Genomic DNA, 26,356 nt, shown 5'->3' on the forward strand with positions numbered 1-26,356 from the left:
TCACCCCGGCGCCCCACGACTTCCTCGCCCAGACCTCGCACAGCCTCCTGGCCCAGGCACAGCAAGGATTTCTCGCCCAGGCACAGCAAGGATTTCTCGCCCAGGCGCAGCAAGGCTTTCTCTCCCCGACCGGCGTCGAGATCGCCTTCCTCCTCGTCGGCCTCGTCACCTTCGGCGCCGCGATCGTCACCGTCACCACCCGGCAGCTCGTGCACGCCGCCCTGTGGCTGGTGGTGGCGCTCGGCGGGCTCGCCGTCGAGTACCTCCTGCTCACCGCCGAGTTCATCGCCTGGGTGCAGGTCCTCATCTACGTCGGTTCCGTCGTCGTCCTCCTCCTCTTCGGACTGATGCTCACCAAGGCCCCCATCGGCCGCTCCCCGGACGCCGACTCCGGCAACCGCTGGGCCGCCCTCACCGTGGCCGTCGCCTCGGCCGCCGCCCTCGTCTGGGTCGTCGTCGACGCCTTCCGCACCACCTGGATCGACCTCGACGGCCCCGCCGCCGGCTCCACCGAGGCCACCGGCGAGAGCCTCTTCCAGAACTGGGTCCTCCCCTTCGAGGCCCTCTCCGTCCTCCTCCTCGCCGCGCTGGTCGGCGCGATCGTCCTCTCCCGCAAGGAGAAGCCGGACACCCCGGCCCCCGCGACCACTCCCTGCCCCCGCAACGGCACCCCGCCCGAGCCGCCGACCGGAACCCGGACCGAGCCGCCGACCGGAACCCGGACCGCGGCGGCATCCGAGACCGGCACCGACAAGGGAGGCGTCCGCTGATGCACCTCGCCTATCCCGTCGTGCTCTCCGCCCTCCTCTTCTGCACGGGCCTGTACGGCGTCCTCGCCCGCCGCAACGCGATCCTCGTCCTGATGTCCGTCGAGCTGATGCTCAACGCCGTCAACCTCAACCTCGTCGCCTTCGACGTCTGGCTCAGCAAGACCGCCGAGGAGACCCTGCACTCCGGGCAGGCGCTGACCCTGTTCACGATCACCATCGCCGCCGCCGAGATCGGCATCGGCCTGGCGATCGTCCTCGCCGTCCACCGCAACCGTGGCACCGCGGACATCGACAAGCTCCGCGACACCGCCGAGGGTCACGGGACCGACGGCCCGGACGCCCCCGACGAGGCCACCGGCACGGCAGGCACGGCCGACCCGTCCGGCCGGACCGAGAAGGCCGAGGCCACCGCGTGACCACGACCACCCTCGCCGTCCTCGTCCCCCTCCTCCCGTTCCTCGGCGCCGCGGCCGGCCTGCTCCTGGGCCGCACCGCCCCCGGTTTCGTCCGCCCCCTCGCCGTACTGCCCACCCTGACGGCCCTCGCCCTGGCCGTCCTGGTCGCCGTACGCCAGGGCGGCGACCGGGCCGTCGAGGCGGCCACCCAGCTCACCCCCACCGGCTCGGTCCCGATCGACCTCGCCCTGTACATCGACGGCTTCGCCGCCCTCGTCGCCGTCCTGGTCGGCCTGGTCGCGACCTGCGTGCAGATCTACTCGACGGGCTATCTGCGCGAGGACCCGCGCTACCCCTCGTACGCCGCTCTCGTCTCCCTCTTCACCTCCGCGATGCTCCTCGTCGTCTACTCCGGCGACCTGATGGTGCTCCTGGTCGGCTGGGAGATCATGGGCATCTGCTCGTACTTCCTGGTCGGCCACTACTGGGAGACCCCTCAGGCCCGCGCCGCCTCCCTCAAGGCCTTCCTGGTCACCAAGCTCGGTGACGTCCCCTTCCTGATCGGTCTGTTCGCCCTCGCCACGGACGCCGGGTCCTTCCGCATCACCCGGATCCTGGCCACCGTCGCCGACGGCGGCCTCGACCACCCGACGCTGATCGCCCTGCTGCTCCTCGCCGGTGTCGCGGGCAAGTCCGCCCAGTTCCCCCTCCACACCTGGCTCCCCGACGCGATGGCGGGCCCCACGCCCGTCTCCGCGCTGATCCACGCCGCGACGATGGTCGCCGCCGGTGTCTACTTCGTCGCGCGCCTCCTCCCGGTCTTCGCCGCCTCCTCGGCGGCCCTGGTCGTCCTCGCCGTCATGGCCGCGATCACCATGACGGGCTCGGCCCTCGCCGCCCTGGCCCAGGACGACATCAAGCGCGTCCTCGCCTACTCGACGATCGGCCAGCTCGGCTACATGACCGGCGCCCTCGCCGTCGGCGACCGCGGCGCGGCCGTCTTCCACCTCATCTCCCATGGCGCCTTCAAGGCGCTGCTGTTCCTCGCGGCCGGCGTGATCATCCACGCCGCCGGCACCAACTCCCTGGCCGCCATGTCCCGCATGAGCCACCTGCGCGCCCGCGTCCCCGACGCCTTCTGGACGATGACCGTGGCCCTCCTCGCCCTCGCCGCGATCCCGCCGTTCAGCGGTTTCTTCTCCAAGGAGTCCGTCCTCGGAGCCGCCGAGCACGCCGCCACCGGCCACGCCGAGCACGTCCCCGGCGCCGCGGGCTGGACCGTCCTCGTCGCCGGCGTCCTCACGGCCCTGCTCACCGCCGCGTACGCCACCCGCCTGTGGCTGCTCACCTTCCACGGCAAGGGCGCCGAAGCCCCCGACCACGGCCGCCAGCCGCGCACCATGACCGTGGTGCTGTGGGTGCTCGCCGTCCCGTCCCTCGCCCTCGGCGGGCTCGCCTACGGCAGGCTCCCCGACTGGTTCGACGGCGACGACCTGGCCCCCACCCTCACCACGTCCGTCGTCGGCACGGGCGTCGCCCTGATCGGCGCCCTGGTGACGTACGCGGCCTGGCGGTCCGCCAGGGCCAAGGCGGCCCGCGCCCCCCTCGGCGCGGTCGCGGCGCACCCCGAGGCGGACGCCGCCACGGTCGAGGCGGAGGCCATCGCCAGCCACACCCCCGCCTACGGAGACGTGGCCTCGGCACCCGACCCGGCGGACCCGGGCCGCCTCCTGCTCGGCCCGCTGCACCGCCACGCCGCCGCCGGCTTCCACCTGGACGCCGTCTACTGGGCCCTCTTCGTCCGCCCGGTCCAGGCCGGCGCGAGTCTCGTCCGGTTCCTCGACCGCGAGGTCGTCGACACCTACGTACACGGCGCGGGCGCCCTGCCCCGTCTGCTGGGCGCGGCCGTACGGCGGGCCCAGACCGGCAACGTCCAGACCTATGTGAGCGCGCTGCTCGCCGGCACCGTCGTCCTGGTGGTCGCCGCCCTCGTCGTCGCCACGGGAGCGTGAGCAGGCGTGATCGATATCAACGAGTCCGTGATGCAGGTCCTTCTGGCGTTGATCGTCGTCGGCCCGCTCATCGGCGCCGCCGCCGCTCTCCTGCCGGCCCCGCCCGGACTGAAGGGGAAGTCACCCGAACAGGCCGTGCTCCGCCACGGGATGACCGTGACCGGCGCGGTCCTCATCGCCGCGATCGTCCTCGCGCTCGGCTTCGACCACGACCAGCCGTCGAAGATGCAGGCGAGCACGGACATCAGCTGGATCCCCGCACTCGACGTGCGCATCCACCTCGGCATCGACGGCATCTCCCTCCCCCTTCTGGTCCTGACCGCGCTGCTGACCTTCCTCTGCGCGCTCTACTCCTACTTCAAGCAGCAACATCAGCGGCTGACGCCGCGGGCCGCGGGCCCGTCCCCGAAGGCCTTCGTCGCCCTGCTGCTCGTCCTGGAGTCCGGCACCCTCGCGACCTTCGCCGTCCTCGATCTGCTGCTGTTCTTCCTCGCGTTCGAGATGGTCCTCATCCCGATGTACTTCCTCATCGCCCGCTGGGGCGGTGAGCAACGCACGCAGGCCGCTTGGAAGTTCATCCTCTACACCCTGCTCGGTTCCGTGGTCATGCTGCTCGGCCTGCTCCTGATCGGACTCAGGGCGGGCACGTTCGACATGGTGGCACTCGCCACTGACAATCACCCCGAGCTCACCACATCCGTGCAGGTCATCGCCGTTCTGTCGATCGGGATCGGGCTCGCGGTCAAGACCCCGATGTGGCCGCTGCACAGCTGGCTGCCGGACGCCCACACCGCCGCCCCGACCGTCGGCTCGGTCCTGCTGGCCGGCGTCCTGCTGAAGATGGGCACGTACGGGTTCGTCCGCATCCTGCTGCCCATCACGCCCGAGGGCATGAGCACCTTCGCCCCCTACCTGGCCGCCTTCGCGGTCGTCGGCATCATCTACGGATCCCTCGCCTGCCTCGCCCTCGCCCGGCAGGGCGCCAAGGGCGACCTCAAGCGCCTCATCGCGTACTCCTCCGTCGGCCACATGGGCTTCGTCCTGCTCGGCATCGCGACGATGACCCCGACCGGCGTCAACGGCGCGCTGTTCGCCAACATCGCCCACGGCCTCATCACCGGGCTGCTGTTCTTCCTGGTCGGCGCGCTGAAGGACCGCACCGGCAGTACCGACCTCGACACCCTCGCCCGGGAGACCGGCGCCGCCCTCTACGGCAGGGCCCCGCGCCTCGGCGGCCTGCTCGCCTTCGCCGCCGTCGCCTCCCTCGGACTGCCGGGACTCGCCGGGTTCTGGGGCGAGATGCTGGCCCTGTTCGGCGCGTTCCGGCCCGCCGAGGGCCTCAGCCGCCCCGCCTTCCTCACCTTCATGTCGATCGCCGCGTTCGGCACGCTCCTCACCGCCGCGTACCTGCTGATCGTGGTCCGCCGTGTCTGCATGGGCGCCGCCCCGCAGGAACCGGAGGAGGGGCCGCGGCTCGCCGACGTACAGACGTACGAGTTCGCGGCCTGGACCCCGCTCGTCGCCCTCACCGTCCTCGCCGGCCTCTGGCCCGCGGCCCTCCTCGGTCTGACCGATCCGGCCGTGCAGCAGCTCCTCGCAGGAGGCACCCGTTGAGCCCCTTGGCCCAGCCGCCGGTTCAGGACCAGGCCCGGACCCTGGCCGAGTCCGTCGTCCAGTCCGTCGACTGGCTCGCGATCGCGCCGCCCACGATCGCCGCGGTCGTCGGCCTCGCCGTGCTCGTCGCCGACCTCTTCGTGGGCGACGGCAGGAAGACCCTGATCGGCTGGGCCTCCGTCGCGGGCCTCGTCGTCTCCCTGCTGGCCCTGCTGCCCCTCCTGGACGGCGACCGCGCCACCTTCTGCCTGACCGGCGCCCCGGACGTCTGCAGCTACACCGCGGACCGCTTCACCCTCGTCGTCCAGTTCCTCGCCCTCGGCGGCGCCCTCCTCGCCGCCCTGCTGTCGATGACGGCCCTGACGGACGAGAAGAAGACCCTGCCCGCAGGGGAGTTCTGGTTCCTGCTGCTGTCGTCCGCCGCCGGCGCCGCCCTCCTGCCGGCCTCCCGCGACCTGGCGACGCTCATCGTGGCCCTGGAGGTCGCCTCCCTGCCCGCCTTCGCCCTCGTCGGCATCCGGCTCGGCGACAGGCGGTCCTCCGAGGCGGCCCTGAAGTTCTTCCTGTCGTCCGTCACCGCCACCGCCGTCAGCCTGCTGGGCATCAGCTTCGTCTACGCCACGACAGGCACCCTCTACCTCACCGAGATCGCCGACCGGATCCAGAACGTCGACGGCCAGCTGCACACCGTCACCCAGGCCGGCGTCGTCCTCACCCTCATCGGCTTCGCCTTCAAGACGGCCGCCGTACCGTTCCACTTCTGGGTCCCCGACACCTACGTCGGCGCACCCCTGCCGGTGGCCGCCTACCTGTCGGTCGTCGGCAAGGCGGTCGGCTTCTCCGGGCTGATCCTCATCACCGTCGTCGCCCTCCCGTCGTACGCCGACGTCTGGGGCCCCGCCCTGGCGGCCCTGGCCGCCCTCACCATGACCGTCGGCAACGTCGGCGCCCTGAAGCAGCAGTCCACGCGCGCGTACAGCGCCGTCCGGCTGCTCGCCTGGTCCTCCGTCGGCCAGGCCGGCTACCTCCTGGTGCCGATCGCGGCGGCCGCGTACGCCGAGAACACCGACGACGCCGAGAAGGCCATCGGCTCCACCGTCGCCTACGCCCTGATGTACGCCGCCGTGAACCTCGGCGCCTTCGCCGTGGCCGCCCTGGTCGGCCGGACGAAGCTCCTGAACCGCGTCAGCGACTACCGGGGCCTCTACGCGACGAACCCGCTCTCCGCCCTCCTCCTGGCCTTCTTCCTGCTCTGCCTCGCGGGTCTGCCGCCGGGCATCATCGGCCTGTTCGCCAAGGTCACCGTCTTCTCGGCGGCCGTCGACGCGGGCCTCGGCTGGCTCGCCGTCGTCATGGCCGTCAACGTGGTGATCGCCCTCTTCTACTACCTCCAGTGGACGGCCCTGCTGTTCCGCGCCCCCGAGAGCGAACCCGAGCCGCACCGCGTCCCGGCCCCCCTGACGGTGGCCATCGCCCTCACCGGGATCGTCGGCATCGCCCTCTCCGGCGCGCCCCAGGTCATCCTGCGCTTCGCCGACACCGGCCTCTTCTGACGGCCCCGCCGTCACCCGGACGGCCCCCGGCGGGGCCGCGCGCACAAGGGAACTAGTACTCCCCGCCTGGCGTTGACCAGTACGGGAAGGTCCACTGAGAGGTGGAGTCGACAGCTACAGCAAGCAAAGGGTTCCCCTGCCGCACGACCTGGAGGGCGTACCGTGCACCGCCGGCACAACGGGCTCAGGACCGCCGTACTCCTCGGGGGACTGTCCGCACTCATCATCGTCATAGGAAGCTTCTTCGGCCGTACGGGTCTGATCATCGCGGTCCTCATCGCCCTCGGCACGAACGCGTACGCGTACTGGAACAGCGGCAAGCTGGCTCTACGCGCGATGCGTGCCCGCCCGGTCAGCGAGTTCGAGGCCCCGGCGCTCTACCGCATGGTCCGCGAGCTCTCCATGCAGGCCCGCCAGCCCATGCCCCGCCTGTACATCTCCCCGACGGACGCCCCGAACGCCTTCGCGACCGGCCGCAACCCCCGCAACGCGGCCGTGTGCTGCACCGACGGCATCCTCCGCCTGCTCGACGAGCGCGAGTTGCGCGGCGTCATCGGCCACGAACTGAGCCATGTCTACAACCGCGACATCCTGATCTCGTCGGTCGCCGGCGCCCTCGCCTCCGTGATCATGTTCCTGGTGAACTTCGCCTGGCTGATCCCGATCGGCCGCTCGGACGACGACGACGGCCCCGGCCTCCTCGGCCTGCTGCTGATCATGATCCTGGGCCCGCTCGCCGCGTCCCTCATCCAGCTCGCCATCAGCCGCTCCCGGGAGTACGAGGCGGACGCCTCCGGCGCCCAGCTGACCGGCGACCCGCTGGCGCTGGCCAGTGCCCTTCGCAAACTGGAAACGGGTACCAAGCAACTCCCGCTGCCCCCCGAGCCCCGTATCGAGACCGCGAGCCACATGATGATCGCGAACCCCTTCCGGCCGGGCCGGGGATTCTCCAAAATGTTCTCGACACACCCGCCGATGGCGGAACGCATCGCCCGACTCGAGAAGATGGCAGGTCGCCCCCAGTGAAGACCATTCTGAACATCATCTGGCTGATCCTCAGCGGCTTCTGGCTCTTCCTCGGCTACCTGTTCGCAGGCTTGCTTCTGTGCATCACGATCATCGGCATCCCCTTCGGCATCGCGTCGTTCCGCATCGGCATCTACGCCCTGTGGCCCTTCGGGTACAGCGCGGTCGAGCGCCGGGACGCGGGCGCGCCCTCCTGCCTCGGCAACATCCTGTGGCTGGTCCTGGCGGGCTGGTGGCTGGCGCTGACCCACATCTTCACGGGCCTCGTGCTCTGCGTCACGATCATCGGCATCCCCTTCGGCATCGCCAACTTCAAGCTCGTCCCCGTCTCGCTGATGCCCCTGGGCCGCGAGATCGTCCGCTCCGACCAGCCATTCGCCCAGCAGCGCTGGTAGCGGCACGCCGGGGGTGGGCGACACGGAGCGACCGAAGTACGTCCTGCTGCCGTACGGCGCCGCAGCCGAGTTCGACGGCGCGGACGGCTACGAGGCGACCTGGGCCTCCTGCACGGACACCGAGAACCTCTTCGGCGACCCGCCCCCGCCCCCGCGCGGCACGTACGAACTCCTCGGCTGCGCCCCCGAGGGCGACCTGGAAACAGCCCTCACGCGCGCGCGTGCCGACGGCTCCGCACCCCTCGGCCGCCTCGTCCTGGAGATCCCGGGCGAGCGGGGTGAACCGGTCCATGAGTGGTGTCTGGACGACGTACGCGTCCTCGGCGACCGCCCGAGCCCGAGCGACCCGTCGCTGCGGGACATCACGATCGAGGGCGCGCCGCACCCCGCCGACCCGTCCGGCCTCCCGCGGCGCCGCCCGCTGTCCCGGGGCTTCCGGCTCCTCGGCCCGGAGTCCGAACCGCACGGCTCGTGCGAGGACTTGGCCCATCTCGGCGACGACGACCCGTCCGAGTCGGCCGATCCTCCGGTACGACTCCTCGGCTGCGTGCCACGCGGCGCCCTGCGGGCCGCGCTGGACGCGGGGGAGGAGGACCTGGGCCACGCCGAGCTGCTGCGCCTCGACACGCACGGCCGCCCGGTGCAGGCCGCCGTGGAGGGCGAACTCACCGCGTGGATCCCGTCGGCACGCGGCCCCGGCCTCGTCGACCTCACCCTCGAACCCTGGTCGGACCGGCCGCCGACCGCCGCCGAACAGGTCTGGTCCCTGTGGGACCGAGGCCGTCCCACCGAACCCAACCTCTGGGCCCACTGCGGTACCGCCGGCCGCGGGTTCTGGCTCGACACGGCCCTGGCGAACCGTGACACGAGCGGAGCCGACGCTCCCGCCGGCACCACGTACCACCTCGACGGCCGTCACATCACCGACGACGCGGCCTTCTTCTGCGCCCTCGGCGAGGCCGTCAACGGCCCCGGCGGCTACTTCGGCCACTGCCTCGACGGCGTCCGGGACGCCCTGCGCGGCCACTTCGGCGCCACCTCGCCCTTCACCCTGGTCTGGCACGACGCCCCCACAGCCCGCGCGTGCCTCGGCCTCGCGCCCCGCACCGACATCCGCCAGGCGACCTTCGAGCAACTCCTCGAGTTCTTCGCAGCGCACGGCATCGATGTACGCCCCGACTGAATGCCCCAACTGAACGGCCCGAGTGACCGCCCGAGTGACCGCCCGGCGTGACCGTGCCCGGGCTCAGCGGCCCCGCCCCGCCCACCACAGCCGTACGCCGTACGCCGCCGCCCCCACACCCAGGACAGCCGCCCCCGCGCCCACGGACGACGCGGGCAGCGCGAACGCCAGGACAGCGCACCCGACGAGCCCCACCACCGGCACCACCCGGGACACGGGCGCCGAACTCAGCGTCCAGGCGGACGCGTTGGCGACCGCGTAGTACGCGAGGACTCCGAAGGAGGAGAACCCGATCGCGCCCCGGACGTCGACGGTGGCGGCCAGGACGGCGACCACGGCGCCGACGGCCAGCTCCGCCCGGTGCGGTACCTGGAAACGGGGGTGCACGGCGGCGAGGGCGCCCGGCAGATGCCGGTCCCGGGCCATGGCGAGGGTCGTGCGGGAGACGCCCAGGATGAGCGCCAGCAGCGAGCCGAGCGCGGCCACGGCGGCCCCCACCCGCACCACGGGCACCAGCCCCGGCACCCCGGCCGCCCGCACCGCGTCGGCCAGCGGAGCCGCGGCCCGGCCCAGCCCACCGGAGCCCAGCACGGCGAGGACGGCGACCGCCACGGCCGCGTACACGACCAGCGCGATGCCCAGCGCGAGCGGGATCGCGCGCGGGATGGTGCGCGCCGGATCCCGTACCTCCTCACCGAGGGTCGCGATCCGCGCGTATCCCGCGAACGCGAAGAACAGCAGCCCGGCCGCCTGCAGCACCCCGCCCGCGCCCCCCGACGCCCCGCCGCCCAGCCGCCCGGCGTCGGCTTCGCCCGACCCCAGGCACACGACCACCACGGCCGCCAGGACCGCCAGCACCACGGCCACGATCGCCCGCGTCAGCCAGGCCGACTTCTGCACGCCGCCGTAGTTCACCGCGGTCAGCGCCACCACGGCCGCCACCGCCACGGCGTGTGCCTGTCCCGGCCACACGTACGCCCCCACGGTCAGCGCCATCGCCGCGCACGAGGCCGTCTTGCCGACGACGAACGACCAGCCGGCCAGATACCCCCAGAACGCGCCGAGCCGCTCACGCCCGTACACATACGTGCCGCCCGACGCCGGATGGACGGCCGCCAGCCGCGCCGACGACATCGCGTTGCAGTACGCGACCACCGCGGCGACCCCGAGCCCGAGGAGCAGCCCCGACCCGGCCGCGTGTGCCGCGGGGGCCAGCGCGGCGAAGATCCCCGCGCCGACCATCGACCCGAGCCCGACGACCACCGCGTCCCCGACCCCGAGCGTGCGGCGCAGCTCAGCGCCCGATCCGGCCTGTGTCATGTGCCGCACCCTACTGATCGCCGCAACCGCCGGACGTCACCGAGGCGTCCTCCCCGACAACAGGAGACGACGCCTACGCACGACGACTCCGGGCACGACGACAAGGCACGACGACAAGGCACGACAACAGAGCCGGACGGCAGGACACCTGGCACCTGGCACCCGGTCTCTGTGGGGGGAAACACAGCACAGTTACGGCACGAAAGGGCAGGTTCACGGCATGAGCATCATCGGCTGGATCGTTCTGGGGCTGTTGGCCGGCGCCATCGCCAAGTTCCTGCTGCCGGGCCGGGACCCGGGCGGCTTCATCGGCACGACCCTCATCGGCGTCGCGGGCGCCTTCATCGGCGGCTGGATCTCCTCCCGCTGGCTGGACCACCCGATCTCCGAGAACTTCTACGACGGCGCCACCTGGGCGGCGGCGATCGGCGGCTCGCTGGTCCTGCTGATCGCCTACCGCCTCCTGTTCGGCCACTCCCGCCGCTGAGCGCGTACGCGCGCACCACACCCGGACCCGCGGCCGGCGGACGAGGAAGGGCGGGCACCACGGCCTCGGCCGTGGTGCCCGCCCTTCCTCGTCAGGCTCCGACTACCGATGATCACCGGTAGTTGACGAACTGCACCGCGAAGTCGAAGTCCTTGCCCTTGAGGAGGGCGATCACGGCCTGCAGGTCGTCGCGGCTCTTGGAGCTCACGCGGAGCTCGTCGCCCTGGACCTGGGCCTTGATGCCCTTGGGACCCTCGTCACGAATGATCTTCGCCACCTTCTTGGCGTTCTCCTGGGAGATGCCTTCCTCGATCGACGCGAAGATCTTGTACTCCTTGCCGGACAGCTGGGGCTCACCCGCGTCCAGCGACTTCAGGGAGATCCCGCGCTTGATCAGCTTGGACTGGAAGACGTCGAGGATGGCCTTCACACGGTCCTCGGAGTTCGCCTCCATGAGGATCTTCTCGCCGGACCACGAGATCGAGGCGCCGACGCCCTTGAAGTCGTAGCGCTGCGAGATCTCCTTGGCGGCCTGGTTGAGGGCGTTGTCGACCTCCTGCCGCTCGACCTTCGAGACGATGTCGAAACTGGAGTCGGCCATGTGCTGTGGCTCCTTGTATCGGTGTATCGGGAGGCGACAAGCCTAGCCACCCCACCCCTCCGAGTACTGATCAATCAGGTGGCGAAGCACCCCCGAGCATCAGGTATCGTTTACGTCGTCGCCACGGAGCGCCGCCGAAAAGCGGTTCGAAGGACGACAAATCCCAGGCGGTGTGCCCGAGTGGCCAATGGGAGCGGACTGTAAATCCGTCGGCTTAGCCTACCCAGGTTCGAATCCTGGCGCCGCCACGTGGAGGGAAGCCCCTTCCGGACTGTGAGAGCAGTTCGGAAGGGGCTTCTTCGTGTGCGTGGACGGCTTCGACGGTGTGACGGGCAAGGGGAGTCGGAACGGTCGCGAGGCACACTGACTGCATGTCATCGCGTCGCAGACACTGCCCCGAATGCCGTCGTGAGATCGCCGTCGTGGCGGGGCGGTTCGCGCGGCACGATCCGCCGGGGGCGAGCGGGGAGCTGGTCTCGTGTCCCGGGTCGCGCAGGCAGGCCCGGATCGGGGAGGCCCAGCCCGCGCTCGACGGTTTCGTCGTTCCCGAGTTCCCCGGTCAGCTGCCGCTGTTCTGAAGCGCCGCTCCCCGGCTCGGAACGGTCAGTTGCCCGCCACCGACTTCACCGCCACCGACACCGGCGTCGAGCCGCTGACGAGCTCCAGGGTCAGACCGGCGGTGGCGGGGGTGTCGAGGAGTTCGACGAGCGTCGCGGCCACGTCGTCGCGAGGGATCGGACCGCGGCCGGTCGACGCCTCCAGACGTACGAGGCCGGTGCCGGCGTCGTCGGTCAGCATGCCGGGGCGCAGGATCGTCCAGTCCAGGGCGTCCAGGCCGCGCACATACGCGTCGGCCTCGCCCTTCGCCCGCTGGTAGGCGTCGAAGATCTCGTCGCCCCGGTGCTCGGGGTCGGCGCCCATGGACGAGACGACGACGTGGCGGCGTACGCCCGCGCGCACCGCGGCGTCCGCGAACAGGACCGCTGCCGCGCGGTCGACCGTGTCCTTGCGGGCCGCCCCACTGCCCGGCCCGGCACCCGCCGCGAACACGGCGGCGTCCGCGCCCAGCAGATGCGCGGCGACCTCCTCGGCCGACGCGGACTCCAGATCGCACAGCACCGGTTCGGCACCGGCCGCGCGCAGATCGTCTGTCTGTTCGGCGCGGCGGATGATCCCCGCGACCTCGTCACCGCGCGCGGCGAGCAACCGCTCCAGCCGCAGCGCGATCTGACCATGACCTCCAGCGATGACAATGCGCATGCTTCCGACCGTACGCCCGAGCGGACGCGTTTGCCGCGCAACCATCCCGCGGTCTCAGGTGTCTCAACAGTGTTCGCCGTGTCGGCGAGCGCCGGAATCACGGGGGGACCCCATCACCACCATGCGTAAAGCCATGCGCAAGACTGTTGTACGTACGTCCATGGAGCGCGCGTCCGCCGCCGGAACGCCCGTGGTCCGCCGCGCCGTCACCGGGGTCGGCTGCGCCGCGGCCGTGCTCGTCACGGTGGCCGCGTGCGGCACGGTCCAGAACCTCACGGCGGGTCAGAAGGTCGACAGCGCCGTCGAACGGCTGGGCGAGCAGAAGTCACTGGCCTTCGGGATGCGGCTCGACGCCGACCCGGACGACCTCGTCGCGCTCATGGGCGAGGACAGCGAGGAAGTGCCGCCGGACATGGCGGAGTTCTTCACCGGGCTGCGCGTCGACGTGTCGGTCAGGTCGAAGAAGCCGCTGGCCGACTCCGGTGAGAAGGACATCGCCGGCGTCGCCATGAAGGTCTCGGGTGACGAGGGCGTGTTCGCCGAGTACCGGATGGTCGGCGACTACCTGTACTACCGCGCCGACATGCAGGCCATGGGCGACGCGATGGGCATGCCCTTCCCGACGGCCGACGAACTCGACGAACTCCCCGAGAGCGAGCAGCACTTGCGGCCGGTCCTCGAGGGCGACTGGGTCAAGATCAACAAGACCGAGCTGCAGGAGGTCGCCGAGGACGCGGGGGGCTCCGGCTCGGGCGGCTCCGACGAGATCGACGCCAGGACCCAGAAGAAGATCCTCGACGCCGTCCGCGGTGTCGTCGCCCGTGAGGTCGACTTCAAGACCAAGAACGGCGAGAACGGCACCGAGGTCATCACCGCCAAGGCCAACTTCCGCGACCTGCTCACCGGCATCGTCGACAAGCTCCAGCCCATCGAGGGCGACCTGCCGCCGGGGGCCGAACTCCCCACGGGCAAGGACCTGAAGGACGCCCCGAACAAGAAGGTCGCGGTCGACTTCACCCTCAAGAACGGCGACCTGACCCGTATCGAGACCGACCTCGCCGTCCTCGCCGACGACCCGAAGGGCGCCAAGGCCCCCCTCGTGCTCACCTTCGGCAAGGCCGGCGACATCAGCGCCCCCAAGGGCGCCTCCGAGATCCCGGTCGACGACTTCGGCGGCCCGCTCGGCGGCGGGATGTTCGGCGTCTGACCGGCGGTCCCAGCGGGACGCCCGGTATCCGAGCAGCAGCCGCCGAGCGCGACGGCTGCCGCTGCTCACTTCGGGCACGCGCGTGTGGAGACACGAGAACCCCCACGCGCGCGTGCCCGCACACTCATCTGCGGCTCGCCCACGCCCGCATGCCCACACGCGCCCCGCGCCCCTCACGTACGCCCTGCGAGCCACCCACCACCCCATCCCTCCTCACTCTCCTCACGACGGCTCCCCCCGCCCCTGCCGAGGCAGGTCCACCGCCGCGCTCGTCGCCGAGCCGCAGTACTCCCGTACCGCGCTGGTGCGCGCCACCACGCGCCCCCGGTGCACGACGATCCGGCTGTACGCGAGGGACAGCACGCCCGCGAGCCGGGCGCCGCGTACGGCGAGCAGTTCGGCGGGGAAGCCGGCCTCGACGCGCACCTCGGGCAGCCCGAGGGCGGCGCGTGCCGCCCCGCTGACGGTGTCGTACGCCTCCTCGGGCCGCAGCCCGTACCGCGAGGCCAGCAGGTAGGCCGCCTCCAGGGGGTCGCCGCGGCCGACGGGGTTGGACACGTCCCGCAACGCTCCGCTGCCCGCCGCGACGCGTACGCCGGCCGCGCGCAGGAGCCGTACGGGCGCGGTGCCCCGGCGGTCCACGGTGCCGCAGCCGCCCTGGGGGAGACAGGCGACGGTCACGCCGGCCGCGGCGAGCTGGTCGGCGGCGCGGGACGCGGCCTGGGAGGCGAGGCGGGCCAGGCCGCCGCAGGGGCCCAGGGTGACGCCGGGCCGCAGGCCGCCCGCCATGGCCGTGAGCCGGGCGAGGCGGGCCGGGTCGTCGCCGTCGGTGTGCAGGTCGACGGGGCAGCCGTATTCGGAGGCGATCTCCAGGACCGCCTCCACGTACCCGGTGGGGTCGGGGTCCAGATCCGGGCAGCCGCCGACCACCGAGGCGCCCATCTTGACCGCGTCCCGCAGGATCGCGAGCCCGTCCGCCCCGGCCACCCCGGTCAGCACCCGGGGCATCGCCACCGTCGTCAGCTCGACGAGCCCGCGCAGCGCCCGCCGCGCCTGGAGCACCGCCGTCAGCGCCCCCAGACCCTGCACGTCGCCCACGTGCACGTGCGAGCGCACCGCCGTGGCGCCGTGCCCGAGCTGCAGCAACGCGGCCTCGGTGGCCCGCCGCTGGACGTCCCGACCGTCGTACGGGACCGGCCCCTCGAAGTCGGCCGACAGGGCCGTGTCGCCGTGCGCGTGCGGCTCGGCGGGGGCCGGCAGGAGCAGATGGCCGCCGAGATCCACCCGGGTGGCGGACGCCCCTGACGCCCCGGGCGCCCCGGGCGCGGCGGTCCCGGCGGTCCCGGCGCCCAGGCTGCCCGCCGTGCCGACCGCCTCGATACGTCCGCCGCCCAGCCGTACGTCCACCACCCGGCCGTCGGTCAGCCGCGCACCGCACAGCAGCAGGGCGCCTGCCTCGTCCGGGCCCGAGGGCGGGCCGGAGGAGGAGTGGGACGGCTGCGGCTGGCTGTCGGGCATCGCACTCCCGGGGCTCGGCGACGGCTGTGCGGTGGCGCACATGGTGGGGACACAGCGGGGGACACAAGATCACGCAGAGTGAGTCGAGCCTAGGCGGGCCACCCGCCCTCGTCTCGGAGGAGCGCAATAGTCGTACCGGTGTGGTTCACCTGCCGGGGGATCGTCGGGAGGGCCGGGCACGGTGGTGCCCCTGAGACCCACGGGACCTCGGGAAACGGGACGGACGAAGCCCTCCGGGGCGCTCTCAGGGCGCGCTCCGGACGCCCTCCGAATGATCCCTGGTCGACCCTTGGACGACCCGTGGACGGCCCACGGAGGGAGGCGGGGAAACGGATTTGGGCGATCGGTGGTGGGGCGTGTAATGTCTTCATCGCTCGCCCCAATAGCTCAGTCGGCAGAGCGTCTCCATGGTAAGGAGAAGGTCTACGGTTCGATTCCGTATTGGGGCTCTGGTGTGAATGGTTCCCGTCGCAAGGCGGGATCCGATCGCATCACAGCGGTGTAGCTCAGTCGGTAGAGCAAGCGGCTCATAATCGCTGTGTCACCGGTTCAAGTCCGGTCACCGCTACTGACAGTAGCCGATTGCGGGGTCGGTCCTTCGATCGGCTACTCTTCTGTGCGTTGAACCCTGTCCCATCCGTTCGTCAAGGAGCACTCACGTGGCTGCCACCGACGTCCGCCCAAAGATCACGCTGGCCTGCGTGGAGTGCAAGGAGCGGAACTACATCACCAAGAAGAACCGGCGTAACAACCCGGACCGACTGGAGATGAAGAAGCACTGCCCGCGTTGCAAGGCGCACACCGCGCACCGCGAAACGCGATAGAAAATCAGGCTCGTACACGAGGCCGTCCCCGAGAGATCGGGGGCGGCCTCGCGTCGTTGAGTGACCCGTACCGGCCAGTACCGCCGTATCCGCCGAGCAACCAGGAGGTGCCGAGCCCATGGCGCTCGACCAGTCCTTCGTGGGGCGTTCCTACCCGCCCACCGACCCCTACGAGGTCGGCCGGGAGAAGATCCGCGAGTTCGCGGAGGCAGTGGGGGACACCAACCCCGTGTACACGGACCCGGAGGCCGCCAAGGCGCTCGGGTACGCCGATGTGATCGCGCCGCCGACCTTCGTGTTCTCGATCACCTTCAAGGCGGCGGGGCAGGTCGTCCAGGACCCCCAGCTGGGCCTCGACTACAGCCGGGTGGTGCACGGCGACCAGAAGTTCGCCTACCGGCGCCCGGTGCGCGCCGGTGACCGCCTCACGGTCACCTCCACCATCGAGGCGATCAAGTCCCTGGCGGGCAACGACATCCTGGACATCCGCGGCGAGGTCCACGACGAGGCCGGCGAGCACGTCGTGACCGCCTGGACCAAGCTCGTGGCCCGCGCGGCCGAGGAGGCGTGAGGACCCGATGACCGCGAAGATCTCCTACGACGACGTCGAGGTCGGCACCGAACTGCCCGCCCGCACCTTCGGCGTGACCCGCGCCGCCCTCGTCCAGTACGCGGGCGCCTCCGGCGACTTCAACCCGATCCACTGGAACGAGCGGTTCGCCAAGGAGGTGGGCCTCCCGGACGTCATCGCCCACGGCATGTTCACCATGGCCGAGGCGATCCGCGTCGTCACCGACTGGACCGGCGACCCGGGCGCGGTCGTCGAGTACGGCGTCCGCTTCACCAAGCCCGTCGTCGTCCCCGACGACGACCAGGGCGCCACCATCGAGGTCAGTGCCAAGGTCGGCGCCAAGCTCGACGACAACACCGTCCGCGTGGACCTCACGGCGATGAGCGCCGGCCAGAAGGTACTGGGCATGTCCCGCGCGGTCGTACGACTGGCCTGACGGCCCACGCGGCGCAGCCGCGCCTGGCACGGTCCCCCGCCCCCTCCCGGGCGCGGGGGTATCAGCTGGCTTGTTAAGGAGTGCGTACGAGGTCGAATTAGCTCGATCGTGTGATGGTCGGTTTCCGGGCTTGCGGTGTCCTGGGCCGTTTGGGTTAGCGTGATCGTGCGATCTGGGACGTGAGGTATGGCGTCAGCGTGCGGGGCCCCGCTCCACCGGAGTGATGGTTCAGGGCCTCCCCGTCGCCTCTGGCCGTACCTGAGGGCCAGGTCGCGTAGGGAACCGGCCTCCGGGGCCCGGACCACGCACAGGATGCGTGTCGCCGCCCCCCGGGTCGAGTACGCCGGGGACCAGCTCGCCCAAGACCGTTCGGGGCGCGCGGCCGAACGGACTCACCCCCGCTCAGTCCACAGGAACGGTCTCGTACTCTTGAGCCCGTGCAGGAACTCCACGACGCTCCCCTCGCCCCGCTGACCACCTTCCGGCTGGGCGGGCCCGCGCACCGGCTGATCACCGCGACCACCGACGACGAGGTGATCGCCGCCGTCCGCGAGGCCGACGACACCGGTACGCCGCTGCTGCTCATCGGCGGCGGCTCCAACCTGGTCATCGGTGACAAGGGGTTCGCCGGGACCGCACTGGTCATCGCCACGAAGGGCTACGCGCTCGACGGGACGCGGCTGGAGCTGGCCGCCGGCGAGGTGTGGACCGACGCGGTCGCCCGGACCGTCGAGGCCGGGCTCGCCGGGATCGAGTGCCTGGCCGGCATCCCCGGCTCCGCGGGCGCCACGCCGATCCAGAACGTCGGGGCGTACGGCCAGGAGGTCGCCTCCACCGTCACCGAGGTCGTCGCCTACGACCGCCGCACCCGCGAGACGGTCACCGTCCCGAACGCCGAGTGCGCCTTCTCGTACCGCCACAGCCGCTTCAAGGGCGAGCCCGAGCGGTATGTCGTGCTCCGGGTCCGGTTCGAACTGGAGGACGCGGACGGCCTGTCGGGGCCGGTCAAGTACGCCGAGACGGCCCGCACGCTCGGCGTCGAGCCCGGCGACCGGGTCCCCCTCGCCGACGCCCGGGAGACCGTGCTGAAGCTGCGGGCCGGGAAGGGCATGGTGCTCGACCCCGAGGACCACGACACCTGGTCGGCCGGGTCGTTCTTCACCAACCCGATCCTCACGGACGCGCAGTTCGCCGCGTTCCACGCGCGCGCGCGGGAGCGGCTCGGGGACGGCGTCACCCCGCCCGCGTACGCCGCGGGCGACGGCCACACCAAGACCTCCGCCGCCTGGCTGATCGACAAGGCGGGCTTCACCAAGGGGTACGGCACCGGCCCCGCCCGGATCTCCACCAAGCACACCCTGGCCCTCACCAACCGGGGCGCGGCCACCACCGAGGACCTGCTCGCCCTGGCCCGCGAGGTCGTCACCGGAGTTCGCGAGGCCTTCGGCATCACCCTGGTCAACGAGCCGGTGACCGTCGGCGTCAGCCTCTGACCGGCCAGAACCTCTAGCCGGCCAGCCAGTCGTCCACCCCGGACAGCTAGCCGGCCAGCCAGTCGTCCACCCCGGACAGCAGCTTCGTCCGCTCCAGCTCCGGCGCCGCCGACGCCCGGATCGACTGACGGGCCAGCTCCGCCAACTCCGCGTCCGTGAAGCCGTGATGGTGGCGGGCGAGCTCGTACTGGGCCGCGAGGCGTGAGCCGAACAGCAGCGGGTCGTCCGCGCCGAGCGCCATCGGCACCCCGGCCTCGAACAGAGTCCGCAGGGGGACGTCCTCGGGCTTCTCGTAGACGCCGAGCGCCACGTTCGAGGCCGGGCACACCTCGCAGGTGATCTGCTGCTCGGCGAGCCGCTTCAGCAGGCGCGGATTCTCCGCCGCGCGCACCCCGTGCCCCAACCGGTCCGCGTGCAGGTCGTCCAGGCAGTCACGCACCGACGACGGGCCCGTCAGCTCGCCGCCGTGCGGCGCCGACAGCAGACCTCCCTCGCGGGCGATCGCGAAGGCCCGGTCGAAGTCCCTCGCCATGCCCCGGCGTTCGTCGTTGGAGAGCCCGAAGCCGACCACACCCCGGTCCGCGTACCGCACCGCCAGCCGGGCCAGGGTGCGCGCGTCCAGCGGGTGCTTCATCCGGTTCGCGGCCACCAGCACCCGCATCCCGAGCCCGGTCTCCCGCGCCGTCGTGTCGACCGCGTCGAGGATGACCTCCAGCGCCGGGATCAGCCCGCCCAGCCGGGGCGCGTACGACGTCGGGTCCACCTGGATCTCCAGCCAGCCCGAGCCGTCCCGCACATCCTCCTCCGCGGCCTCCCGCACCAGCCGCTGGATGTCCTCGGGCTCCCTGACGCACGAGCGCGCCGCGTCGTACAGCCGCTGGAACCGGAACCACCCTCGCTCGTCCGTCGCCCGCAGCTTCGGCGGCTCCCCGCTGGTCAGCGCCTCCGACAACGCGTCGGGCAGCCGCACCCCGTACTTGTCGGCCAGCTCCAGCACGGTCGTGGGCCGCATCGATCCCGTGAAGTGCAGATGCAGATGGGCCTTGGGCAGTTCAGAGAGATCACGTACACGCTCCATTGAAGGATCCTGCCGCACCTCCGAGCCGTACCGAAAGCGGAATCCCCGAACGTGGTCTTGCTCGCACACATGAAGGAGGCGCTGCACCTCCGAGAATTCGGAGGTGCAGCGCCCCGGTCGGCAGCTCAGGACGTCAGTCCGTCGCCTCCGCCAGCAGCTTCTGGATACGCGAGACACCCTCGACGAGATCCTCGTCACCCAGGGCGTACGACAGCCGCAGATAGCCGGGGGTGCCGAAGGCCTCGCCGGGTACGACGGCGACCTCGGCCTCCTCCAGGATCAGCGCGGCCAGCTCGACCGTGTCCTGCGGGCGCTTGCCCCGGATCTCCTTGCCGATCAGGTCCTTCACCGAGGGGTAGGCGTAGAACGCGCCCTCGGGCTCCGGGCAGAGGACGCCGTCGATCTCGTTGAGCATCCGCACGATCGTCTTGCGGCGGCGGTCGAAGGCCTCCTTCATCCTCTCGACGGCCGACAGGTCGCCGGAGACGGCGGCCAGCGCGGCCACCTGCGCCACGTTGGAGACGTTCGACGTGGCGTGCGACTGGAGGTTGGTCGCGGCCTTGACGACGTCCTTGGGGCCGATGACCCAGCCCACGCGCCAGCCGGTCATCGCGTACGTCTTCGCGACACCGTTGACCACGATCGTCTTGTCGGCCAGCTCCGGCACGACCACCGGCAGCGAGTGGAACTCCGCGTCGCCGTAGACCAGGTGCTCGTAGATCTCGTCGGTCAGGACCCACAGGCCCTTCTCGGCGGCCCAGCGGCCGATTTCCTCGATCTGCGCGCGCGTGTAGACCGCGCCGGTCGGGTTGGAGGGGGAGACGAAGAGCAGCACCTTGGTGTTCTCCGTGCGGGCCGCCTCCAGCTGCTCGACGGAGACGCGGTAGCCCGTGGTCTCGTCGGCGACGACGTCGACCGGGACACCGCCGGCGAGACGGATCGACTCCGGGTACGTCGTCCAGTACGGGGCCGGGACGATGACCTCGTCGCCCGGATCGAGGATCGCGGCGAACGCCTCGTAGATGGCCTGCTTGCCGCCGTTGGTGACGAGGACCTGCGACGGGTCGACCTCGTAGCCGGAGTCGCGCAGGGTCTTCGCGGCGATCGCGGCCTTCAGCTCCGGCAGACCTCCGGCCGGCGTGTAGCGGTGGTACTTCGGGTTCTTGCAGGCCTCGACGGCCGCCTCGACGATGTAGTCCGGGGTCGGGAAGTCGGGCTCACCGGCGCCGAAGCCGATCACCGGACGCCCAGCGGCCTTGAGGGCCTTGGCCTTGGCGTCCACGGCGAGGGTGGCGGACTCGGAGATCGCGCCGATACGCGCGGATACCCGGCGCTCGGTGGGAGGGGTTGCAGCGCTCATGGGGCCCATCGTTCCAGACCGGAAACGCGCCCGGCACGCGGGTTTCACACAGTGAGCAGCCCGGGAACAACCGTCCGTATCCGGACCGGCGAACGGTCGATCTTCGGCGGGCAACGCCCCTACGGACGCTTTCTGTTCGACGACAGGCCTCGGACCACGTATGCTCTCTCCTCGTTGGCCTTCACCGGCCGCGCCCGGCAGGTGCACACCGAGCACTCGGTCGGATGCGGTACGTTGGGGGAGAAACACAAAGGGTCGTAGCTCAATTGGTAGAGCACTGGTCTCCAAAACCAGCGGTTGGGGGTTCAAGTCCCTCCGGCCCTGCTACACACTCCTCACGCCAGGATGTGTGCGCATGTACGTACAGCAATGTTCCGCCGTGCGGCTCAGACCGGGCGCGGCACGGCCACGACCCGGACCGGAATCAGGTGAGGATGAATGACGGACGCCGTGGGCTCCATCGACACGCCTGATGCCCAGGACGAGGTGCCCGAGGACAAGAAGAAGACCCGCAAGGGCGGCAAGCGTGCCAAGAAGGGCCCGCTGAAGCGCCTCGGGATCTTCTATCGCCAGATCGTCGCGGAGCTGCGGAAGGTCGTCTGGCCGACCCGCTCCCAGCTGACGACGTACACCTCGGTGGTCATCGTCTTCGTCGTGATCATGATCGGTCTCGTTACCGTGATTGACTTCGGCCTCGACAAGGCCGCCAAGTACGTCTTCGGCTGAGCCGAAAGCGAAGGGCGCCGTAACCTGGCGCCCCTTTCGCGTGTTCCACCCCCATGTATCCAGGAAGAAGCAGCCACGTGTCTGACCCGAACCTGAACGACGCCATCGAGCCGGACGAGTCCGTGGATGATGAGCTCGACATCGTCGAGGGAGCGGACGAGGTCGACGAGTTCGAGGCTGCCGAAGCCGAGGCGGGGGAGCCGGCCGAGGAAGAGGCCGTGCACGTCGAGGATGACGCCGAGGCCGAGGACGCCGACGCCGAGAGCGACACCGAGGACGAGGACGCAGCCGAAGAGGCCGTCGAGGAGGAGACCGAGCCGGTCGACCCCGTCGAGGCCCTCCGTCAGGAACTGCGGGCCCTGCCCGGCGAGTGGTACGTCATCCACACGTACGCCGGTTACGAGAACCGCGTGAAGACCAACCTCGAGCAGCGCGCCGTCTCGCTGAACGTCGAGGACTTCATCTTCCAGGCCGAGGTGCCGCAGGAAGAGGTCGCGCAGATCAAGAACGGCGAGCGCAAGACCATCCGTCAGAACAAGCTCCCCGGCTACGTCCTGGTGCGCATGGACCTGACGAACGAGTCCTGGGGCGTCGTCCGCAACACCCCCGGCGTCACCGGCTTCGTGGGCAACGCCTACGACCCGTACCCGCTGACCCTGGACGAGATCGTCAAGATGCTCGCGCCGGAGGCCGAGGAGAAGGCGGCCCGCGAGGCCGCCGAGGCCGAGGGCAAGCCGGCCCCCGCCCGCAAGGTCGAGGTCCAGGTGCTGGACTTCGAGGTCGGCGACTCGGTCACCGTCACGGACGGCCCGTTCGCCACGCTGCAGGCGACCATCAACGAGATCAACGCGGACTCGAAGAAGGTCAAGGGTCTCGTCGAGATCTTCGGCCGCGAGACGCCGGTCGAGCTGTCGTTCGACCAGATCCAGAAGAACTAGCGCGCACCGGCCACTTCTGGAATCGCTGCTTCCGACCAGGTCAGACGGGCTGTCAAAAGCTTGTCTGACCTGCTCGGTTTTTGGCCGCGCATCTATACCCGTTATCGTTGTGCGGTATGCCTTCATCCGGGACGCGACCCGGGTGAGGGTGCACTCGAATCGAAAGGACCCGGAGAGCAATGCCTCCCAAGAAGAAGAAGGTCACGGGGCTCATCAAGCTCCAGATCAACGCCGGTGCGGCGAACCCCGCCCCGCCGGTCGGCCCCGCGCTCGGTCAGCACGGCGTCAACATCATGGAGTTCTGCAAGGCCTACAACGCCGCGACCGAGTCGCAGCGTGGCTGGGTGATCCCGGTGGAGATCACGGTCTACGAGGACCGCTCCTTCACCTTCATCACCAAGACGCCGCCGGCCGCGAAGATGATCCTGAAGGCCGCGGGTGTCGAGAAGGGCTCCGGCGAGCCGCACAAGACCAAGGTCGCCAAGATCACCGAGGCGCAGGTCCGCGAGATCGCCACGACCAAGCTTCCCGACCTGAACGCCAACGACCTGGACGCCGCGTCGAAGATCATCGCCGGCACCGCCCGTTCCATGGGCATCACGGTCGAGGGCTGATCACCGCAGTTGTAGAACCATGCGGCCGCCGTACGAGCGGTCGCACGTGGCAGGGCCTGCTCGGCCCGTACCACGACTCCTTTCAGAACACTCAGGAGCAGTTGTGAGCAAGCGCAGCAAGGCTCTCCGCGCTGCGGACGCCAAGGTCGACCGGGACAAGCTCTACGCCCCGCTCGAGGCCGTCCGTCTCGCCAAGGAGACCTCCACGTCCAAGTTCGACGGCACCGTCGAGGTCGCCTTCCGTCTGGGTGTCGACCCGCGCAAGGCCGACCAGATGGTCCGTGGCACCGTGAACCTCCCGCACGGCACCGGTAAGACCGCCCGGGTCCTGGTCTTCGCGACCGGTGACCGTGCCGAGGCCGCGACCGCCGCCGGCGCCGACATCGTCGGCTCCGACGAACTGATCGACGAGGTGGCGAAGGGCCGTCTGGACTTCGACGCCGTCGTCGCCACCCCGGACCTCATGGGCAAGGTCGGCCGCCTCGGCCGCGTGCTCGGTCCCCGTGGTCTCATGCCGAACCCCAAGACCGGCACCGTGACCCCGGACGTCGTGAAGGCCGTCAACGACATCAAGGGCGGCAAGATCGAGTTCCGCGTCGACAAGCACTCGAACCTGCACTTCATCATCGGCAAGACGTCGTTCGACGACACCAAGCTGGTGGAGAACTACGCCGCGGCGCTGGAGGAGATCCTCCGTCTGAAGCCGTCGGCCGCCAAGGGTCGCTACATCAAGAAGGCCGCGATCAGCACCACGATCGGCCCTGGCATTCCGATCGACTCGAACCGCACCCGCAACCTCCTCGTCGAGGAGGACCCGGCCGCCGTCTGAGCCTGACGCTCACCGGCCGCCGCGTCGCGGACGCACAGCCCGAGGACGAGCCCCGCAACCTTTCGAGGTGCGGGGCTCGTCCCTTTTCGGCGTACGGACCTTTTCGGCGTACGGGTGGGCATCCGCGCGCGGGTGTGCTGCCCTGGTGTGCGGAGCACGGCAATCTCCCTGGGGGTGGGGACGGATGACCAGCACGACCGGGTGTCGCCGTACGGTCCTGTCGTTCGCGGTGGTCGCCGCCCTGACGGGGGTGGCCGCCTGCGGGTCCTCGGACCCGGGCGAGGGCGGGGGCGACCTGATCGCGGCGCTGAAGCTCGCGGACAGGTCCACCGGCGACGCCGACTCGTCCAGGATCGAATCCACCGGGGACATGGGTGACCTGATGTCCATCGAGGCCGACGGCGAGATCGACTGGGCCGACGGTCTCAACGGCACCATGACCATCACCTACACCGGCGGCCAGGCGGCCGACCAGATGAGCCGGCTGGGCGTCACCTCGATGCAGGCCCGCTATCTCCCCGACGCCTACTACGCGGACATGGGCGACCTCTTCGCCCGGCAGTACGGCGGCAAGCGGTGGATCAGGTACGCGTACGAGGGCATGGACGAGATGATCGGCGGGGCCTCCGGCGCCTATGTGCAGGAGTACTTCAAGAGCGTCACGCCGAACCAGTCCGTACGCCTCCTGCTGGCCTCCGGCGACGTCGAGAAGGTCGGCGAGGAGGACGTACGGGGTGAGCGGACCACGCACTACGCGGGCACGGTGAAGGTCGCCGACGTCCAGGAGCGGAACGCCCGCCTCGGCGAGGAGGCGCGGGCCGAGCTGGAGGAACAGCTCAAGGCGTCCGGCATCACCACCGTGGACATCGACCTCTGGATCGACGACGACGACCTGTTGGTCAAGAAGGTCGAGAAGGGTGACACCGCGAACGGGGTGGTGAACTCCACGGTCCACTACAGCGACTACGGCGTCGACGTCTCCACCGAGGAGCCGCCGGCCGACCGGACCGTCGACTTCAAGGACCTGATGAACTCCCTGCCGACGAGCTGAAAACGGGCGACGGCCGCGACCGGGCGGCGCTAGTGTCCTTGCCGTTCCCACAGGGGTGGGGCGTGAGGTTCCAGGGGGACACATGAGGTTTGCCGCACACGGCTCCGTACGTCGTCGCAGAGCCGTCGGCATCGCCGTCGTGGCCGGGCTGCTCGGCGGTGCCACCGCCTGCGGCACGGAGTCGGGGGCAGGGGCGGTGTCGTTGACGCCCGCCGAGGCCGTGGTCCGGGCCGCGGAGTGGACGACGGAGGTGGAGTCGCTGAGCTACCGGGTGAGCGGGACCCTGCCGCAGCACGGGAAGGTGCGGGCCGAGGCGTCCATGACCGTGCGGCCGTCCGCCCTGGACATGGAGCTGACCGGGTTGGGCGAGAGCGAGGGCAAGCCCCTGACGGTGCGGTTCGCCGAGGGGGTGCTGTACGCCGGGGGCGACACCGCGGCCATCGGTGTCGCGGGGGACAAGGAATGGCTCAGTGCGGAGCCGGCCGTGTGGGGCCGTGGCGCGGCCGACAACAACACCTACCGTGTCCTGCCCCGCCCGCTGGAGGCGAGCCCGCTCCCGCAGTCCACGCTCCTGGCAGGCGCGAAGGACGTGCGGAAGGTCGGTGCCGGGACGGTCGACGGCACCGGGACCACGCACTACCGGGGAACGGTCACGACGAAGGGCCTGCGAGCCGCCCAGACGGCCGCCGAGGACAAGGCGACCCGGGAGCTGCTGACCACCAGCCTCGACCAGTTCGCGGTGCTGGGCGTGAAGGGCACCCTCACCGTGGACCTGTGGGTCGACGGCGACGGCCGCGCCAAGCGGTACCGCGTACAGGGCGAGACCTATGCCCTGAAGGAGGGCCGCATGGTCGACGGAGGCCCGCTCGACCTGACCGTCACCCTCCTGGAGGTCGACCGGCCGGTGACCGTCGAGACCCCGGCGGCCGAGGACACCATGGACGTCGCGGAGCTGGTGGACGGGGCCGAAGAGGGCTGAGTGGCGGCCCCCGGGACCGGATTTGCCCGACGGGGATGCGGTCCCGTACTCTTCCGGAGAAGCCAAAGACCGCTGGTCGTTGCCGTGTGCTCGTGAGAGGGCGCGGTGGCCGAAGG

At 70.8% G+C, this 26,356-nt stretch carries 27 protein-coding genes and 4 tRNA genes; 25 read left to right on the forward strand and 6 right to left on the reverse strand.

All coding sequences use genetic code 11. From position 1 onward, the window contains the following. The first annotated feature begins 47 nt into the window (after positions 1–47). The 8 genes from OG272_RS29815 to OG272_RS29850 all read left to right on the forward strand — a co-directional run bounded on the left by OG272_RS29815 (position 48) and on the right by OG272_RS29850 (position 8,948). Positions 48–770: an NADH-quinone oxidoreductase subunit J gene (locus tag OG272_RS29815; protein ID WP_405896091.1), complete on the forward strand. Its 723-nt coding sequence runs from the start codon at positions 48–50 to the stop codon at positions 768–770. Next, a complete protein-coding gene (nuoK, locus tag OG272_RS29820) occupies positions 770–1,186 on the forward strand; it encodes an NADH-quinone oxidoreductase subunit NuoK (RefSeq protein ID WP_326578905.1) in 417 nt (138 codons plus the stop codon). Before OG272_RS29815 ends, nuoK begins: the two co-directional genes overlap by 1 nt. Then, positions 1,183–3,177, forward strand: a complete 1,995-nt coding sequence (locus OG272_RS29825; protein WP_328223868.1) for an NADH-quinone oxidoreductase subunit L — start codon at positions 1,183–1,185, stop codon at positions 3,175–3,177. The genes nuoK and OG272_RS29825 overlap by 4 nt, the downstream gene beginning before the upstream one ends. 6 nt (positions 3,178–3,183) lie before the next feature. Then, entirely contained in the window at positions 3,184–4,791 is a 1,608-nt protein-coding gene (locus OG272_RS29830) for an NADH-quinone oxidoreductase subunit M (RefSeq protein ID WP_327728197.1), read from the forward strand. Next, positions 4,788–6,344: an NADH-quinone oxidoreductase subunit N gene (locus tag OG272_RS29835; RefSeq protein ID WP_328223869.1), complete on the forward strand. Its 1,557-nt coding sequence runs from the start codon at positions 4,788–4,790 to the stop codon at positions 6,342–6,344. Before OG272_RS29830 ends, OG272_RS29835 begins: the two co-directional genes overlap by 4 nt. Positions 6,345–6,506: 162 nt before the next feature. Beyond that, positions 6,507–7,370, forward strand: a complete 864-nt coding sequence (gene htpX, locus OG272_RS29840) for a zinc metalloprotease HtpX (RefSeq protein ID WP_326578897.1) — start codon at positions 6,507–6,509, stop codon at positions 7,368–7,370. Next, positions 7,367–7,765 carry a YccF domain-containing protein gene (locus OG272_RS29845; RefSeq protein WP_327728195.1) on the forward strand — a complete coding sequence of 133 codons (399 nt, stop codon included), beginning with the start codon at positions 7,367–7,369 and terminating at the stop codon, positions 7,763–7,765. The genes htpX and OG272_RS29845 overlap by 4 nt, the downstream gene beginning before the upstream one ends. A 13-nt stretch (positions 7,766–7,778) precedes the next feature. Then, positions 7,779–8,948 (forward strand): barstar family protein, encoded by a 1,170-nt coding sequence (locus OG272_RS29850; protein WP_326578893.1) that lies wholly within the window; start codon positions 7,779–7,781, stop codon positions 8,946–8,948. Positions 8,949–9,011: 63 nt separating this feature from the next. Here the strand turns inward: OG272_RS29850 and OG272_RS29855 are convergent, their stop codons facing one another. Then, positions 9,012–10,268 carry an APC family permease gene (locus tag OG272_RS29855; protein ID WP_326578891.1) on the reverse strand — a complete coding sequence of 419 codons (1,257 nt, stop codon included), beginning with the start codon at positions 10,266–10,268 and terminating at the stop codon, positions 9,012–9,014. Positions 10,269–10,488: 220 nt separating this feature from the next. Here OG272_RS29855 and OG272_RS29860 point away from each other — a divergent pair, with 220 nt between their 5' ends. Beyond that, the gene (locus OG272_RS29860; protein WP_327728194.1) at positions 10,489–10,755 is read left to right on the forward strand and encodes a GlsB/YeaQ/YmgE family stress response membrane protein; all 267 of its coding nucleotides are present in this window, start codon (positions 10,489–10,491) and stop codon (positions 10,753–10,755) included. A gap of 112 nt (positions 10,756–10,867) precedes the next feature. On the opposite strand, the gene OG272_RS29865 is transcribed toward OG272_RS29860, so the two are convergent. Beyond that, positions 10,868–11,356, reverse strand: a complete 489-nt coding sequence (locus tag OG272_RS29865) for a YajQ family cyclic di-GMP-binding protein (protein WP_286256176.1) — start codon at positions 11,354–11,356, stop codon at positions 10,868–10,870. 166 nt (positions 11,357–11,522) lie between these two features. Here OG272_RS29865 and OG272_RS29870 point away from each other — a divergent pair. Continuing rightward, positions 11,523–11,604: transfer RNA gene (locus OG272_RS29870), tRNA-Tyr, on the forward strand. A gap of 123 nt (positions 11,605–11,727) precedes the next feature. Then, complete coding sequence (locus OG272_RS29875; protein ID WP_326578885.1) at positions 11,728–11,934, forward strand: hypothetical protein; 207 nt, start codon at positions 11,728–11,730, stop codon at positions 11,932–11,934. Between the two features lie 25 nt (positions 11,935–11,959). Here the strand turns inward: OG272_RS29875 and OG272_RS29880 are convergent, their stop codons facing one another. Continuing rightward, a complete protein-coding gene (locus OG272_RS29880) occupies positions 11,960–12,616 on the reverse strand; it encodes an NAD(P)H-binding protein (RefSeq protein ID WP_326578883.1) in 657 nt (218 codons plus the stop codon). Between the two features lie 133 nt (positions 12,617–12,749). Between OG272_RS29880 and OG272_RS29885 the strand changes: the two genes are divergently transcribed. Then, positions 12,750–13,823: a hypothetical protein gene (locus tag OG272_RS29885; protein WP_326578881.1), complete on the forward strand. Its 1,074-nt coding sequence runs from the start codon at positions 12,750–12,752 to the stop codon at positions 13,821–13,823. A gap of 222 nt (positions 13,824–14,045) precedes the next feature. On the opposite strand, the gene OG272_RS29890 is transcribed toward OG272_RS29885, so the two are convergent. Further along, positions 14,046–15,341 (reverse strand): amidohydrolase family protein, encoded by a 1,296-nt coding sequence (locus tag OG272_RS29890; protein WP_405895259.1) that lies wholly within the window; start codon positions 15,339–15,341, stop codon positions 14,046–14,048. A 376-nt stretch (positions 15,342–15,717) separates the two neighbouring features. On the opposite strand from OG272_RS29890, the gene OG272_RS29895 reads away from it, so the two are divergent. The 6 genes from OG272_RS29895 to OG272_RS29920 all read left to right on the forward strand — a co-directional run bounded on the left by OG272_RS29895 (position 15,718) and on the right by OG272_RS29920 (position 18,665). Then, positions 15,718–15,790, forward strand: a tRNA-Thr gene (locus OG272_RS29895). Between the two features lie 46 nt (positions 15,791–15,836). Further along, a tRNA-Met gene (locus OG272_RS29900) sits at positions 15,837–15,909 on the forward strand. A gap of 91 nt (positions 15,910–16,000) precedes the next feature. Continuing rightward, on the forward strand, positions 16,001–16,165 hold the full coding sequence (rpmG, locus tag OG272_RS29905; protein ID WP_006347275.1) for a 50S ribosomal protein L33: 165 nt from the start codon (positions 16,001–16,003) through the stop codon (positions 16,163–16,165). Positions 16,166–16,283: 118 nt separating this feature from the next. Beyond that, complete coding sequence (locus tag OG272_RS29910) at positions 16,284–16,736, forward strand: MaoC family dehydratase N-terminal domain-containing protein (protein ID WP_328506297.1); 453 nt, start codon at positions 16,284–16,286, stop codon at positions 16,734–16,736. Positions 16,737–16,743: 7 nt separating this feature from the next. Beyond that, on the forward strand, positions 16,744–17,172 hold the full coding sequence (locus OG272_RS29915; RefSeq protein WP_328223886.1) for a MaoC family dehydratase: 429 nt from the start codon (positions 16,744–16,746) through the stop codon (positions 17,170–17,172). Between the two features lie 437 nt (positions 17,173–17,609). After that, complete coding sequence (locus tag OG272_RS29920; protein WP_405895260.1) at positions 17,610–18,665, forward strand: UDP-N-acetylmuramate dehydrogenase; 1,056 nt, start codon at positions 17,610–17,612, stop codon at positions 18,663–18,665. 46 nt (positions 18,666–18,711) lie between these two features. On the opposite strand, the gene OG272_RS29925 is transcribed toward OG272_RS29920, so the two are convergent. Continuing rightward, positions 18,712–19,743 (reverse strand): adenosine deaminase, encoded by a 1,032-nt coding sequence (locus tag OG272_RS29925; protein ID WP_326578867.1) that lies wholly within the window; start codon positions 19,741–19,743, stop codon positions 18,712–18,714. 133 nt (positions 19,744–19,876) lie between these two features. After that, the gene (locus OG272_RS29930; protein ID WP_326578864.1) at positions 19,877–21,103 is read right to left on the reverse strand and encodes a pyridoxal phosphate-dependent aminotransferase; all 1,227 of its coding nucleotides are present in this window, start codon (positions 21,101–21,103) and stop codon (positions 19,877–19,879) included. 251 nt (positions 21,104–21,354) lie between these two features. On the opposite strand from OG272_RS29930, the gene OG272_RS29935 reads away from it, so the two are divergent. The 7 genes from OG272_RS29935 (at position 21,355) to OG272_RS29965 (ending at position 26,240) form a co-directional block, all read left to right on the forward strand. Beyond that, positions 21,355–21,427: transfer RNA gene (locus OG272_RS29935), tRNA-Trp, on the forward strand. Positions 21,428–21,541: 114 nt separating this feature from the next. Then, a complete protein-coding gene (gene secE, locus OG272_RS29940) occupies positions 21,542–21,829 on the forward strand; it encodes a preprotein translocase subunit SecE (RefSeq protein ID WP_326578862.1) in 288 nt (95 codons plus the stop codon). Positions 21,830–21,906: 77 nt separating this feature from the next. Continuing rightward, the gene (gene nusG / locus OG272_RS29945; RefSeq protein ID WP_327728187.1) at positions 21,907–22,767 is read left to right on the forward strand and encodes a transcription termination/antitermination protein NusG; all 861 of its coding nucleotides are present in this window, start codon (positions 21,907–21,909) and stop codon (positions 22,765–22,767) included. A 179-nt stretch (positions 22,768–22,946) separates the two neighbouring features. Beyond that, on the forward strand, positions 22,947–23,381 hold the full coding sequence (gene rplK, locus OG272_RS29950; RefSeq protein WP_020132675.1) for a 50S ribosomal protein L11: 435 nt from the start codon (positions 22,947–22,949) through the stop codon (positions 23,379–23,381). A gap of 103 nt (positions 23,382–23,484) precedes the next feature. After that, on the forward strand, positions 23,485–24,210 hold the full coding sequence (gene rplA, locus OG272_RS29955; protein WP_033528317.1) for a 50S ribosomal protein L1: 726 nt from the start codon (positions 23,485–23,487) through the stop codon (positions 24,208–24,210). Positions 24,211–24,394: 184 nt separating this feature from the next. Beyond that, positions 24,395–25,261, forward strand: coding sequence for a hypothetical protein (locus OG272_RS29960; RefSeq protein WP_405895261.1), 867 nt, complete (start codon positions 24,395–24,397; stop codon positions 25,259–25,261). 82 nt (positions 25,262–25,343) lie between these two features. Further along, entirely contained in the window at positions 25,344–26,240 is an 897-nt protein-coding gene (locus OG272_RS29965; RefSeq protein WP_327728185.1) for a hypothetical protein, read from the forward strand. The last annotated feature ends 116 nt before the right edge of the window (positions 26,241–26,356 follow it).

Origin of the sequence: Streptomyces sp. NBC_00104, from assembly GCF_045160825.1 — a bacterium.
GTDB lineage: Bacteria > Actinomycetota > Actinomycetes > Streptomycetales > Streptomycetaceae > Streptomyces.

What these genes read in the sequence shown, in the direction of transcription:
- nuoK (WP_326578905.1), top strand. Translation starts at nt 770, where the DNA reads ATGCACCTCGCCTATCCCGTCGTGCTCTCCGCCCTCCTCTTCTGCACG.
- OG272_RS29855 (WP_326578891.1), bottom strand. Translation starts at nt 10,268, where the DNA reads ATGACACAGGCCGGATCGGGCGCTGAGCTGCGCCGCACGCTCGGGGTC.
- OG272_RS29860 (WP_327728194.1), top strand. Translation starts at nt 10,489, where the DNA reads ATGAGCATCATCGGCTGGATCGTTCTGGGGCTGTTGGCCGGCGCCATC.
- OG272_RS29865 (WP_286256176.1), bottom strand. Translation starts at nt 11,356, where the DNA reads ATGGCCGACTCCAGTTTCGACATCGTCTCGAAGGTCGAGCGGCAGGAG.
- OG272_RS29875 (WP_326578885.1), top strand. Translation starts at nt 11,728, where the DNA reads ATGTCATCGCGTCGCAGACACTGCCCCGAATGCCGTCGTGAGATCGCC.
- OG272_RS29880 (WP_326578883.1), bottom strand. Translation starts at nt 12,616, where the DNA reads ATGCGCATTGTCATCGCTGGAGGTCATGGTCAGATCGCGCTGCGGCTG.
- OG272_RS29885 (WP_326578881.1), top strand. Translation starts at nt 12,750, where the DNA reads ATGCGCAAGACTGTTGTACGTACGTCCATGGAGCGCGCGTCCGCCGCC.
- OG272_RS29890 (WP_405895259.1), bottom strand. Translation starts at nt 15,341, where the DNA reads ATGCCCGACAGCCAGCCGCAGCCGTCCCACTCCTCCTCCGGCCCGCCC.
- OG272_RS29910 (WP_328506297.1), top strand. Translation starts at nt 16,284, where the DNA reads ATGGCGCTCGACCAGTCCTTCGTGGGGCGTTCCTACCCGCCCACCGAC.
- OG272_RS29915 (WP_328223886.1), top strand. Translation starts at nt 16,744, where the DNA reads ATGACCGCGAAGATCTCCTACGACGACGTCGAGGTCGGCACCGAACTG.
- OG272_RS29925 (WP_326578867.1), bottom strand. Translation starts at nt 19,743, where the DNA reads ATGGAGCGTGTACGTGATCTCTCTGAACTGCCCAAGGCCCATCTGCAT.
- OG272_RS29930 (WP_326578864.1), bottom strand. Translation starts at nt 21,103, where the DNA reads ATGAGCGCTGCAACCCCTCCCACCGAGCGCCGGGTATCCGCGCGTATC.
- secE (WP_326578862.1), top strand. Translation starts at nt 21,542, where the DNA reads ATGACGGACGCCGTGGGCTCCATCGACACGCCTGATGCCCAGGACGAG.
- rplK (WP_020132675.1), top strand. Translation starts at nt 22,947, where the DNA reads ATGCCTCCCAAGAAGAAGAAGGTCACGGGGCTCATCAAGCTCCAGATC.
- OG272_RS29960 (WP_405895261.1), top strand. Translation starts at nt 24,395, where the DNA reads ATGACCAGCACGACCGGGTGTCGCCGTACGGTCCTGTCGTTCGCGGTG.
- OG272_RS29965 (WP_327728185.1), top strand. Translation starts at nt 25,344, where the DNA reads ATGAGGTTTGCCGCACACGGCTCCGTACGTCGTCGCAGAGCCGTCGGC.